This window comes from Octadecabacter sp. B2R22 (genome assembly GCF_018861045.1).
Lineage (GTDB): Bacteria > Pseudomonadota > Alphaproteobacteria > Rhodobacterales > Rhodobacteraceae > Octadecabacter.
The window spans coordinates 1,116,485-1,129,391 of record NZ_JAHKQJ010000007.1; the positions used below are offsets into that span (position 1 = coordinate 1,116,485).

Annotated in this window: 13 protein-coding genes; 4 read left to right on the forward strand and 9 right to left on the reverse strand. The window is 55.0% G+C overall.

What is annotated here, in order from left to right:
- Nucleotides 1-84 precede the first annotated feature (84 nt).
- Nucleotides 85-690, reverse strand: coding sequence for a LuxR family transcriptional regulator (locus KO486_RS10995; RefSeq protein ID WP_216037268.1), 606 nt, complete (start codon nt 688-690; stop codon nt 85-87).
- A 147-nt stretch (nt 691-837) separates the two neighbouring features.
- On the opposite strand from KO486_RS10995, the gene KO486_RS11000 reads away from it, so the two are divergent.
- On the forward strand, nt 838-1,338 hold the full coding sequence (locus KO486_RS11000) for an autoinducer binding domain-containing protein (RefSeq protein ID WP_216037269.1): 501 nt from the start codon (nt 838-840) through the stop codon (nt 1,336-1,338).
- A 197-nt stretch (nt 1,339-1,535) separates the two neighbouring features.
- Nucleotides 1,536-2,537: a FliG C-terminal domain-containing protein gene (locus KO486_RS11005; protein WP_252734648.1), complete on the forward strand. Its 1,002-nt coding sequence runs from the start codon at nt 1,536-1,538 to the stop codon at nt 2,535-2,537.
- 11 nt (nt 2,538-2,548) lie between these two features.
- Here KO486_RS11005 and KO486_RS11010 read toward each other — a convergent pair whose 3' ends face one another.
- Nucleotides 2,549-3,241, reverse strand: coding sequence for a DUF1223 domain-containing protein (locus KO486_RS11010; protein WP_216037271.1), 693 nt, complete (start codon nt 3,239-3,241; stop codon nt 2,549-2,551).
- A gap of 212 nt (nt 3,242-3,453) precedes the next feature.
- On the opposite strand from KO486_RS11010, the gene acnA reads away from it, so the two are divergent.
- Nucleotides 3,454-6,141, forward strand: a complete 2,688-nt coding sequence (acnA, locus tag KO486_RS11015) for an aconitate hydratase AcnA (RefSeq protein WP_216037272.1) — start codon at nt 3,454-3,456, stop codon at nt 6,139-6,141.
- 140 nt (nt 6,142-6,281) lie between these two features.
- Nucleotides 6,282-7,070 (forward strand): arginine deiminase-related protein, encoded by a 789-nt coding sequence (locus KO486_RS11020; protein ID WP_216037273.1) that lies wholly within the window; start codon nt 6,282-6,284, stop codon nt 7,068-7,070.
- Here the strand turns inward: KO486_RS11020 and KO486_RS11025 are convergent.
- From KO486_RS11025 to secD, 7 genes are read right to left on the reverse strand one after another with little or no spacing between them, the layout of a single operon-like run.
- A complete protein-coding gene (locus tag KO486_RS11025) occupies nt 7,067-7,603 on the reverse strand; it encodes a DsbE family thiol:disulfide interchange protein (RefSeq protein ID WP_303435535.1) in 537 nt (178 codons plus the stop codon). The genes KO486_RS11020 and KO486_RS11025 overlap by 4 nt on opposite strands.
- The gene (gene ccmD, locus KO486_RS11030; protein ID WP_216037274.1) at nt 7,593-7,757 is read right to left on the reverse strand and encodes a heme exporter protein CcmD; all 165 of its coding nucleotides are present in this window, start codon (nt 7,755-7,757) and stop codon (nt 7,593-7,595) included. The genes KO486_RS11025 and ccmD overlap by 11 nt, the downstream gene beginning before the upstream one ends.
- Complete coding sequence (locus tag KO486_RS11035; RefSeq protein WP_216037275.1) at nt 7,757-8,482, reverse strand: heme ABC transporter permease; 726 nt, start codon at nt 8,480-8,482, stop codon at nt 7,757-7,759. The genes ccmD and KO486_RS11035 overlap by 1 nt, the downstream gene beginning before the upstream one ends.
- A 41-nt stretch (nt 8,483-8,523) precedes the next feature.
- Complete coding sequence (gene ccmB / locus KO486_RS11040) at nt 8,524-9,180, reverse strand: heme exporter protein CcmB (RefSeq protein WP_216037276.1); 657 nt, start codon at nt 9,178-9,180, stop codon at nt 8,524-8,526.
- Between the two features lie 13 nt (nt 9,181-9,193).
- Nucleotides 9,194-9,808, reverse strand: a complete 615-nt coding sequence (gene ccmA / locus KO486_RS11045) for a heme ABC exporter ATP-binding protein CcmA (RefSeq protein ID WP_216037277.1) — start codon at nt 9,806-9,808, stop codon at nt 9,194-9,196.
- Nucleotides 9,809-9,829: 21 nt separating this feature from the next.
- Nucleotides 9,830-10,183: an Mth938-like domain-containing protein gene (locus tag KO486_RS11050; RefSeq protein WP_216037278.1), complete on the reverse strand. Its 354-nt coding sequence runs from the start codon at nt 10,181-10,183 to the stop codon at nt 9,830-9,832.
- 9 nt (nt 10,184-10,192) lie between these two features.
- The gene (secD, locus tag KO486_RS11055) at nt 10,193-12,856 is read right to left on the reverse strand and encodes a protein translocase subunit SecD (RefSeq protein ID WP_216037279.1); all 2,664 of its coding nucleotides are present in this window, start codon (nt 12,854-12,856) and stop codon (nt 10,193-10,195) included.
- Nucleotides 12,857-12,907 lie beyond the last annotated feature (51 nt).

Sequence of the window (12,907 nt, forward strand, 5' to 3'; positions counted from 1 at the left end):
CAATAAACTGTTTCCATATTGGAAATAATCGAGACTGATACACCAATGGCATTCGTTAACTATTTGTTAATAAATTCAAATAGTTCAAATCAAGCCAAATTCTGCAACCATTGCAGCAGCTTGCGCTGATGTTTGCGCGTTCAATTTGGTTTTCGCGTTCTTCAAACGCTGTTTGACCGCCCCCTCAGAAACGCCCAACTCATAGGCAATCTGCTTTAGCCGCATGCCTTCTTTTACCATTTTCAATGCTTCCAGCTCTGCATCGGTCAGATTCGTCGGCGGCGCTTTCTCGTGGTGGCGCCTCAAAACATAGGCGTACAACGCCTCGATTTCGTGCTTATCAAACTCGCGGTCAGGCCGTGCGAACGTCCCAAAGGACCTTTGCCCTTCTCGGTTTCCGTCAAAACAGGCAACAGCCACACCGTATCTCAGGCCAAACGTCTGCGCCTGATCCAACACGCGCATCGGATCAGGAAGCTCAATACCACTCCAGGCAATCGCGCCCGTATTTGCGTAAATCCAACGAATTACGGGATCATGCAGCATGAATCGGTGGGTCGTGTAATGCTCAGCCCAAGCGACCGGAAGCGCGTTCACTTCTTCCAATGGAAACGCAAAACCAACCCGCAACGCTATATAATAGCCGGTCGTAGCCAGAGAACTCACTTCGTCATGAGAAGATAGGTTCATCAATATCCGGGCACCTCAATCGGCCATTTGAAACAATTGTCACTGTCAATCTGCACTAAAAACACCTACCATTCAAACCACTGACTGTGAACGCACCTTAGTCCAGCCAGTTGGAGCTTAGCAACTTGAAAGCGAGTATACACGGGAATGTCAAACACATCACAAATCAGGGAAATTCTCGAAACGGTTGAGACATTGTCTCCTGCTGGCTTTGCGATTGCATTTCATATTCGGCTAACCTCCCCCGATTTTTTGTTTCAGACCTACGCAAAGGAATGGACCGACATGTACTCCGAAAAAGGTTACGTGATGGTTGACCCTATTGTGCGCTGGGGCTTCACCGAAACGGGGTCTATTCGATGGTCAGCTCTCGGTGAGTATGATGATCATAACGTTTTGGAACAGTCGCTTGCATTTGGCATGGCCTACGGCGTGGCAATTGCCACAGAAACCAATGGCAGTCGCAGTTGTGCGGGTTTTTCTCGTGGCGATCGTGAATTTACGGATGATGAAATCGCAGTTCTAAGCGCACACGTACAAGATCTGCACGATCTAACCGCCACCAACACCGGTATGGGCGACAAAATGCGCCAGGAATTACAGGCGCTCTCCATTAAGATGACTCACCCGGGAACAACCAGGGGTTGAAATTCCGCAGGTACGTGCGGACCAACGCATCTATAAATTCCTATGAAACGACGGTGAATCGCACCCTGAACGCGCAAAATTTCAAATTCCCAAAGCCCTGTTAAGCCCCCATTCACCTAAATTGCGTTAAAACGGCCTCGATCTTCTGTAGGAGCGCGCAATTGTCGAGTCCGATGCCAAATACCGCCACACCCGTCATGCCCCGTTCGCGCAAGGCAGCAATGGTCGTTCAACTTTTACTCAGTGACGGCGGGGACCTCCCCCTCAGTCAGTTGCCCGAAGCCGCACAAGCCCGTTTGACCCGCGAACTCGGCGGCCTAAACATCATCGACCGTGAGACATTAAAGAACGTGGCAATCGAATTTGCGGCGGAATTGTCTGATGTCGCCCTTACGGCTCCGGGCAGCGTCGAAGCCGCGCTCAAATCCCTAGATGGGCGTATTTCTGCGGCGACCGTCGCACGGCTGCGCGAAGAAGCGGCAGCCCAAAACGGCAGCGATCCGTGGACAATCGTCCTTGAACTGTCCGCAGATGAAATGGTGCCCATCACCACCGCCGAAAGCCCCGAAGTGTCAGCGATTCTGCTCTCAAAACTCCCGACATCAAAGGCCGCGACTTTGCTTGGTTTGGTGCCTGGTGAAACCGCGCGCCGCATCGCTTTCTCTATGTCGAAAACCTCTCACATCCGGGCCGATGCAATTGCGCGGATCGGAACGGGTCTGGCTCAGCAATATTGCGGCGCCGCCCTCCCCGCGTTTAGCGAAACCGCGGAAAGCCGCATCGGCGCGATCCTCAATTCCAGCCCTGCCGCAACCCGCGAACAGGTTCTCGAAGGGCTGCTGTCTGAAGATCCAAGTTTTGGCGCAAGCGTGCGCAAAGCCATCTTTACGTTTGCGGATATCCCTGCCCGCCTTGCTGTGCCTGACGTTCCGAAAATCCTACGTGACATCGATTCCGGCGATCTGGTGCGTGCTTTGGCCTCTGCCGCAGGTACCGGTGGGCCGTTGGCCGTAGCGGCAAACCACCTACTAGACAACATGTCCACCCGTATGGCCGACAACCTACGCGAAGAAATGGGCGAATCCGGTAAAATTAAACTCTCGGACGCAGAAGCCGCCCAAAATGCTGTGGTTACAGCCATCCGAGCCGCCGCGGATGCAGGGACTATTGCGTTGATCGTTGAAGGTGACGACGATTAGGGTCGATGCCCTTATCGTAAAACCGCTGTCGCGAGAATGTTGCGAGGACCACGCGTTTGCACGATCACGGCAACAGCGCCGTTACCGTTCAGCCGAACGGTCTGATCCAAGCCTTCACGCCCGCCCCATTCGCCGACGACCTGCCAATCCGTAACGATATTCGCGTACCGGATCGACCGCCCCTGATTCTCGCCGCGACCAATTTCGACGATCTGTTCTGGATCGAACCGGACAACTTGAACCATCGCAGCGCTATCAAATGGCCGCGGCGAAGTTCCGGTGATCCGCAATTGATCGCCTTGAAGTTCGGCCACAACCTGCACGCCGGTTTGGGCGGCGTTGTGGCGCCGGATCAGGTCCGCAACTTCCATCGGCTTTGTCCCGATGACGTGATCACGCCCTGCAATCACAATTTGCGGTGTATAGATCGTGCTGTCGCCTGCAGCATGCGCATACTGCTGTTGGCGCCGTGTAAAGGCGGGGCTGCCAAAAGTGTCGGCCCAGCCAATGTAGTCCCAATAGTCAACATGAAGAGCGAGCGCGAGAACATCTGAACGTGCGGCTAGATCCACCAGCATCGCGTCCGCAGGGGGACAACTTGAACAGCCTTGCGACGTATATAGTTCGACGACGACGGGGCCATCCGCCACGACCGGAGTGGCAAATGCGATGCATGAGGCGAGGGCAGCAAAGGTTTTACGCATGGAGATTCCTAGTTTCGTTGTCCTTGCCTAACCCAGTCCGGCCTAACAGGCCAATCAACCGTTTGCGATGGGCTGTTACAATTGTGTGGAACACAGTAAACACGTGACAATTAAGCGCATAAAATTCAGGGAAAACGGGCCTTGGCAACTATTGTGTGCAATTGTATACCGCAACCAGACTCACTTCCCACGTTCCCGCAGGAGAGACGCAGATGACCATCACAGTTGGACACGATACCGCAAAAACGCGCAAGACGCTAAAAGTTGGCGATCAGTCGATTGCTTACTATTCAATCCCAGCCGCAACCGAAGCAGGCCTTGGCGATTTCTCGAACCTTCCAGCGGCGCTGAAAGTTGTTCTTGAGAACATGCTTCGTTTCGAAGACGGCAAGACCGTTTCCGTAGACGACATCAAGGCTTTCGCCGAATGGGGCGCTAAAGGCGGCAAGAACCCACGCGAAATCGCATACCGCCCTGCCCGCGTTTTGATGCAGGATTTCACCGGCGTTCCGGCTGTTGTTGACCTCGCTGCGATGCGTGACGGTATTGTTGCCCTCGGTGGCGACGCTCAGCAGATCAACCCACTGAACCCTGTTGACCTCGTGATCGACCACTCTGTGATGATCGACGAATTCGGTAACCCACGTGCGTTCCAGATGAACGTGGACCGCGAATACGAACGCAACCTTGAGCGTTACACATTCCTGAAATGGGGCCAGTCTGCATTCTCCAACTTCCGCGTTGTTCCTCCGGGCACAGGTATCTGTCACCAGGTGAACCTTGAGTACCTCAGCCAGACGGTTTGGACTGACAAAGACCAAAACGGCGAAGAAGTTGCATACCCTGACACGCTCGTCGGCACTGACTCCCACACCACAATGGTGAACGGCGCTGCTGTTCTGGGTTGGGGCGTTGGCGGGATTGAGGCTGAAGCGTCTATGCTCGGCCAGCCAATTTCCATGCTGATCCCAGAAGTTGTTGGTTTCAAACTGACGGGCGCAATGATGGAAGGCACAACAGGTACTGACCTCGTGCTGAAAGTCGTTGAAATGCTGCGCGCCCACGGCGTTGTGTCCAAGTTCGTAGAATTCTACGGCGAAGGCCTCGACACTCTGCCACTGGCAGACCGTGCGACAATCGCAAACATGGCACCAGAATACGGCGCAACATGTGGTTTCTTCCCAATTGATGACGAAACGCTTCGTTACCTGCGCAATACAGGCCGCGAAGAAGACCGAATCGCATTGGTCGAAGCCTACGCAAAAGAAAACGGTTTCTGGCGCGGCGCGGATTACAACCCTGTCTACACATCCACACTCGAGCTCGACATGGGAACAATCGTTCCTGCGATCTCGGGCCCGAAACGTCCACAAGACTACGTGGCACTGACAGGCGCCAAAGATGCCTTCCGCAAAGAAATGGAAGAAACATTCAAGCGTCCAATGGGCAAAGAAGTTGCAGTCGCTGGCGAAGATTACACAATGGACAGCGGCAAGGTCGTGATCGCGTCGATCACATCCTGCACAAACACATCCAACCCATATGTGATGATCGGTGCGGGCCTTGTGGCTCAGAAAGCCGCAGCATTGGGTCTGAACCGCAAGCCTTGGGTTAAGACATCCCTCGCTCCGGGGTCTCAGGTTGTGTCTGCTTACCTTGAGGCTGCCGGCCTTCAAGAAGAGCTCGACAAAATCGGCTTCAACCTCGTCGGTTACGGGTGCACAACCTGTATCGGTAACTCTGGTCCGCTGCAGAAAGAAATTTCTGAGGCGATTCACGAGGGTGATCTGGTCGCAACATCCGTCCTGTCTGGTAACCGTAACTTCGAAGGCCGTATTTCGCCTGACGTCCGTGCCAACTACCTCGCGTCTCCTCCTCTCGTGGTGGCATATGCGCTGGCCGGTACAATGGACATCAATCTGGCAACAGATCCAATCGCCCAAACGCCTGATGGCAAAGACGTCTACCTGAAAGACATCTGGCCAACATCCAAAGAAGTTGCAGACATGGTCGAAAAGACTGTGACGCGTGAAGCATTCCAGTCCAAGTATGCTGACGTCTTCAAAGGCGACGAAAAATGGCAAGGCGTTGAAACGACGGATGCGGAAACATACGACTGGCCTGCTCAGTCCACATACATCCAGAACCCGCCGTACTTCCAAGGTATGTCTAAAGAACCTGGTGTTATCACCAATGTTGAAGGCGCAAAAGTTCTGGCCGTGCTGGGTGACATGATCACAACCGACCACATCTCCCCTGCCGGTTCTTTCGCTGAAACGACTCCTGCGGGTCAGTACCTGAAAGAACGCCAAGTTCCTGTTCGTGAATTCAACTCCTACGGGTCGCGCCGTGGTAACCACGAAGTCATGATGCGCGGCACATTCGCCAACATCCGCATCAAGAACGAGATGCTTGACGGCGTTGAAGGCGGCTACACAAAGGGTCCGGATGGCGCACAAACGTCTATCTTTGACGCGGCGATGGCCTACCAAGCTGCGGGCACACCAACCGTGATCTTTGGTGGTGAACAGTACGGTGCGGGGTCTTCTCGTGACTGGGCTGCAAAGGGTACGAACCTTCTAGGCGTCAAAGCGGTTATCGCTGAAAGCTTTGAGCGTATTCACCGTTCCAACCTTGTTGGCATGGGCGTTATCCCGTTTGAATTCACTGGTGGTGACAGCCGCAAGTCCCTTGGCCTGACAGGCGAAGAAACTGTGTCTATCTCTGGTCTGGACAGCGTGACACCGCTTCAAGAAGTTCCATGTGAAATCACAATGGCCGACGGCACAGTGAAAAACATCACACTGAAGTGCCGCATCGATACAGCGATCGAGATCGAATACATCGAACACGGTGGCGTCTTGCACTACGTTCTACGGAACCTCGCCAAATCTGCCTAAGACTTCAGGCAGCTCAGTAATCTTAAGGTCGCGCCCTAACGGGCGCGGCTTTTTTCGTTTGGGGGCTCTGCCCCGTCGAGCAAGCTCGACTCCCCGAGGTATTTCCGAAACAAAGGCAAAAGATAAACAAGAGGGTCACCATGTCTCATCCGTCATTTGAATTCAGCCACGCATTGTGCCGCCTGCCCGCATCATCCGTTACAGATGGATTGCGCGCACAGGATCAAGGCGATCCGGATCCGTTTACCTTTGCGGCCGAGCATGCGGCCTACGTCAGCGCGTTGCGCGATGTTGGATGTGACGTGACGCTTTTGCCAAAAGACGAAACCTTTCCTGACAGCGTTTTCATCGAAGATCCCGCCTTGGTTTTGAACGGAACCGCGATTGTACTGCGCCCGGGCGCTGACACGCGCCTTGGTGAAGCGGCGGCGCTGCGTCCATCCTTGCTTGAAAACATGACTGCTGTCATAGACTTGGAAACCGACGGCTACGTCGATGGCGGCGATATTTTGTGCACAGATGACCGCGTGCTTTTGGGTCTCTCCGCACGCACGAACGTTCAGGGCGCCGAAGACCTACGCCCAATCGTAGAAAGTTTGGGGTACAGCCTTGAAGTGCTTCAAACACCGCCAGAAATCCTGCATTTCAAAACGGAATCCTCATTGTTGGATCATGAAACGGTTTTGGCCACGCCTGCCCTTGCGGCGTCCGGTGCGTTCAAGGGATTGAACGTGATTGAAACGGTTGAAGGTGAAGAAGCGGCCGCAAATGCGATCCGCGTGAACGACTATGTTTTCTTGTCAGCGGGCCATCCGAAAACAGCGGAAAAGCTGCAGGCTGCGGGATACATGCTCAAGATACTGAACACGTCACAGGCGGAGTTGGTAGACGGCGGCCTAAGCTGCATGTCACTGCGCTACAGCCGTTAATTCGCGGCCAGCGCCTCGTTCAACGCGGGGCGCATTCGGGCTTCCAATTCGCGCGTGGTAAGCGGGCTTGCCATGCGTAAAAGGATCGTACCGTCGCCGTCCAACAGGAACGTTTCAGGGACGCCGTAGACGCCCCAGTCCAATGCGTAAAACCCGTCTTCATCGGTTCCAACCGCACGGTAAGGGTTACCAAGATCGTTTAGAAACCCAAGTGCGTTGCGGTCTAGGTCTTTGTAATTGATGCCGTAAATCGGCACGCCCTCTTCGGCCAGAAGAACGAGGTTGGGGTGTTCAACGCGGCACGGCGCGCACCAGCTGGCCCAGAAGTTCACAATCTTGACCTCGCCATCGCGCAAGATGTCATCGCTTAGAACCGCAAGGTCGCCAAGGGGTTCAACAGTACCTTCCGGGGCGGGTTTGCCGATCAGCGCGGAGGGCAATTCATCACCCTGCCCGAAATACATCCCGCCTGCGAAAACGCCCGCAAGGCCCGCGAAAACGACCACAGGCACCAACATCAATTTATTTGCCACTAGCAGCGTCCTTTCGGGCCTCAACCGCATCAAGCTGTGCGCGCATCTTGCGGGACCGCCGCATGGACAGCAAGACGATCACCACCAGCAAACCAATGGACGCCCCGTAAGCGGCCAGTACTTCGGTCGCGTAATCACCCAGATCAGGAAACATTATCTCATCCTCGCTTCGAGTGCTTTGATCCGGCGGGCACGGACTTCCGTCGCCGTGCGCATCAAGACCAATGCCAAAAACAGCAGGCCGAACCCGACCATACACACCAAAAGCGGGACGAAGAACACATCCGACACGGATCGCTCGCCTGTGGCGACTGGAACGCTCGTCCCTTGGTGAAGCCCTTGGTTCCAGAACTGCACCGCATAGCGTGACAGCACGGCAAACACTGATCCGACAAGGCACAGCACCGACGTGAGGTCAGCTGCGGTGTCAGAATCCTCAATCGCTTCCCAGAGGGCCATGTAGCCAAGATAAAACAGGAACAGGATCAGGAATGACGTCAGGCGCGGGTCCCAAGCCCACCATGTTCCCCACATAGGCTGGCCCCAAATAGCACCTGTAATTAACGCGATAACAGTCATAACCATCCCAATGGGCGCCGCAGCACGCGCCGCCAAAGCGCTGACATGGTGACGCCGCACCAACCAAATGAGAGAGGCAATCAGCATCATGAACCACGCGTTGATCGCCATCAGGGCGGCGGGCACATGCAGATAGATGATTTTAACCGTCGATCCTTGGCGGAAATCATCGGGCGTAAAAAAGAAGCCCCAGACCAGCCCGACCACAAGACAGGAGATTGAAATGCCCATCACCCACGGCACCAATGGCGTCGTGGTCGCAATGAACTTCTTCGGATTGGCGTATTCCCAAATCGACATTTGTCTTAGCTATCCTGCTCTTTTGATGGCGGCAATGGAGCTCACCTTAGATTGATTTTCAAGGCCGCGGATGCGGCAAACGGCAGCAGTGCAAAGCTGGCCAATGTGATGACGGCAACCATCAGCAGCGGTGTTAACCCATCAAGGCCCGCAGCGCCGCGCGCAACGGCCTCTGCGCCAAAAATGAGCGTCGGCACATAAAGTGGGAGCACCAGGAGCGACATCAACAAGCCGCCGCGCCGAACGCCAACCGTCAGGGCAGCGCCAAAAGTGCCGATCATCGACAAGGCCGGCGTGCCAAGCGCCAAGGACGCCAACAACCATCCGAACGCCGAGGGTTCCAAATGCAACAAGAACCCAAGAACGGGCGCAACAAGCGTCAACGGCAGCCCCGTGGTGATCCAATGTGCGATGCCTTTGATCAAAGTGACACCTTCCATCGGCAAAGGCGATGTTGCTAAAAGCGGCAGCGAGCCATCCTCAAAGTCCAACGCGAAAATCCGGTCCAGCGACAAAAGCGCTGCCAACAAGGCCGCGACCCAAACGATCCCCGGTGCGATGCGTGTCAGGATTTCGGCCTCTGGCCCGACACCGAATGGGACCAGAACGATCACGATAAGAAAGAATGACAGGCCAAGGCCAAACCCGCCCCCTGCCCGCACAGCAAGCACAAGGTCCCGTTTCAGGAGTGCGATCACCGTTTAGCGCCCATCATAAAAACGCCTCGTCAGAACTGGCGGCGTCCGGCGCTGCTTTGAACGGGGCCAGTTCAAGTTCGGGCGCTTCAATGCCAAGATCGATATGGGTCGCGATGACTGCGATGCCACCCTTGGCAAGGTGATCTTCAGACAGCCAACGCGCAAAAAGCTTGACCGAAAACCCGTCGAGGCTGACCGTGGGTTCATCCAGAAACAACACCTTACGGCCAACAACACCAAGGCGTGCCAGCCCGAGACGGCGCTTTTGCCCTGACGACAATGTGCCTGCGATCCGATCCTTGAGGTCAACCAGATCGAATGCCTCATAGACGGATTCGTCCGCGGAATTGCCGTAAATCTCTGCCCAGAACGCGAGGTTCTCTTTCACGCTCAACTGGCCTTTGATCCCGTCGGCGTGGCTCGCGTAAGCGCCCGTATCCTCGGCGTAATCAACGGACCCTTTAAGTGCCGGCTGCAGACCCGCCAAAGTGCGAAGCAAGGTCGTTTTGCCAATGCCATTGGGTCCGCGCAGCACAAGGGCCTGCCCCTCGGCCACCGAAAAAGACAGGTCCGCCAGAACCGGCACGCCGCCCCGAACAACCGTCAAATCTGAAACATTCAAAGTCATGAACGTATGCTACCCCAAGCCTTAGACTGGCAAAAGCGCCAAACCGACGCGGCGGCCTTCGCTTAGCAATACATTATAGGTGCGGCAGGCAGACGGCGACGCCATGACATCAACACCCAGCCCTGCCTCTTCTAGCGTGTCGCGGAAATCGGACGGGATATGCGCGATCTCGGACCCAGTGCCGATGAACATCACATCCACATCCGATATCGCATCAAGCAAGGTTTTCGCGTCATCAAAGCCGCCCCAAGGGGCAATGCCTGTCGGCAAGACAACCAACGCCCCTTCATAGACTTCTCCGCCGATGCGAAAGAACCCGGGCCCATAGCCATCAACGGGTTTCGCATCGGTATAGACGACTTCGTTCAACCGCATATCGGCCTCCTATGCGTCAATGTCAGCGAACTGACCGCCAACCTTTTTAGCCTCTTTGGACCAATCGCGCTTTACGCCCAACACCAGCAAAGTGCTGGAAGCCACGAAGATCGAGGAATAGGTCCCGACGATAACGCCCCAGATCATCGCAAAGACGAACCCGCGGATCACGTCACCGCCCAACACATACAGCGCAATCAACGCCAGCAATGTGGTGAAGGATGTCATGAACGTCCGGCTAAGCGTTTCGTTGATGGACATGTTCAAAACGTCTTTCAACGTCTTGGTCTTAAACTTACGCAGGTTTTCGCGCACACGGTCAAAGACAACAACCGTATCGTTCAACGAGTAGCCCACAATGGTCAGCAAGGCCGCAATGATCGCCAAATCAAACCGGATTTGAAGTTCCGAGAAGATACCGATGGTCAAAACAACATCGTGTACCAAGGCCGCAACCGCGCCCAAGGCAAATTGCCATTCAAACCGGAGCCAGATGTAAACCAGCACCGCCCCAATGGCCAAAACCACCGCCAAAATAGCGGCTTGGATCAGTTCACCCGAAACCGTCGGTCCAACGGATTCAACGGCTGGGAAGGTCATGGCAGGATCAATGGTCTGCAAGGCCGCCTGCACCGCTTGGATGGTTTCATTCGTCACCGCTTCTTCGTCGTCTTGCGCCTGAATGGCAACCGTGGCGACGTTTTCATCGTCGGCAAAGGTCGGGTCGAACACCTCGGTGATTGTGATTTCGCCCAGCTCAAGCGGAGCCAATGCAGCGCGGTATTCAGCGACGTCTACGCTGATCTCACTTTGCGTGCGCAACGTGGTGCCACCCTTAAAGTCGATCCCGAAATTCAGGCCCTGATAGAAGAACGACCCCAACGCGACGGCGACAAGAACCGCTGAGACACCCAACCACACCTTGGCGCGGCTAAAGAAATCATAGGCTGTGTCGGCCTTAACCAGCTTCAGGTAGCGGCCTGTGAACAACGCCTTTGGACGTTTGCGTTCGAACCAGATCACCACCAACAAACGGGTCAGGAAGATCGCCGTAAAGACCGAAGTGATAATGCCAAGCCCAAGCGTAATCGCGAACCCACGCACAGGTCCTGCGCCCATGGCAAACAGGATTACTGCCGTAATAAAGGTCGTGATGTTGGCATCGATGATTGCCGACAACGCTTTTTCATAGCCTAGTTCAATGGCCCGCGCGGGGCCTTTGGCCGTCTTACTTTCTTCTCGGATACGCTCGAAGACCAGCACGTTGGCATCCACAGCCATACCAATCGTCAACACGATCCCCGCGATACCGGGCAATGTCAGCGTACCGCCGATCAGCGACAACATCGCAAAGATCAGCGCGACGTTTACAAGCAACGCGATATTGGCAAAGACGCCCAGCAGACCATAACTCAGGACCATGTAAACAAGGACCAAGGCAAAGGCGACCACACAAGCAATCGCGCCTGCGTTAATGCTGTCTTGTCCCAAATCAGGACCGACTGTCTGTTCTTGTAAAAAGTCCAGCTCAGCCGGAAGCGCACCTGCCCGCAACAGAACCGCCAACTGGGTGCTTTCCTGAACGGTGAACTGCCCCGTGATAATACCGGACCCGCCCGAGATATGTGATTGAATGGTGGGTGCACTTACGACTTCGTTGTCTAGGACAATGGCAAATGGGGACCCGATGTTGTCAGCCGTATAATCGCCAAACCGACGGGCACCAGATGCATTGAACCGGAACGTCACCGCAGGGCGGTTGTTTTGGTCAAACGTCGGCTGACTGTCGACAAGGTCTTCGCCTGTCACCACAGGAGAACGTTCTACAATGTAATACTGGCCAACCTGATCCAAGGACGGGATAACCATGTTACCGGCACCTGCCCGTGCATCTGGATCACTTGTACTCCCAACGACAGGGTGGAACCCAAGTTGGGCCGTTGTCCCGATGATGTCCTTAACTTCCTGTGCCGAACCAACACCTGGAACCTGAATCAAAATCCGTGCTTCGCCTTGACGCTGGATGGATGGTTCACGTGTGCCTGTTTCATCGATCCTACGACGCACAATCTCCAGCGCCTGACGAACTGTTCGGTCATCCGTGGCGACCTTTTCGGCCTCTGTCAGTTGAATGACCAGATCAGTGCTTGAAATCGACGCCACTTGGATGTCGACCTGCCCCACGGTCGTGACACTTACGACAGGCTGCGCCAAACCGCGCACCAATTCCAGCGCGCGGTCCATGCCCGCAGGCTCAGAAATACGAACACGAAGTTCACCTTCGGTATCGCTTTCGTCTGTAACGAACCCAACAACATCACGCTCGGCGGCCAAAGTATCGCGGACTTCAGACCACATGGCGCGCATGCGGGCCTCATAGACTTGTTCAACTTTCACTTCCGCCAGAAGCTGCGCACCACCGCGCAGATCAAGACCAAGGTTCACTAGATTATCCGGCATGAACGTGGGCCAAGATGCAGCGTCAGCCTCAAGCCCTTCGCGGGTCAGGCCCTTGGCCTCCAACTCGGCTGCGGTAAATTCCTCGGCGATGGCGGTTTCTGCGTCATTGGATCGCTCAACTGTGCCGTAAAAGCCGTTGGGCATTGCAACAAAAATACCAAACGCGACAACAAGCCAAATCGCTATGCGTTTAATAGGGTCAATCTTCAACATCGGGGTGGTCCTGTCTTGGTATCAACGGCGTAAGCGCCGGAATGTATGTAA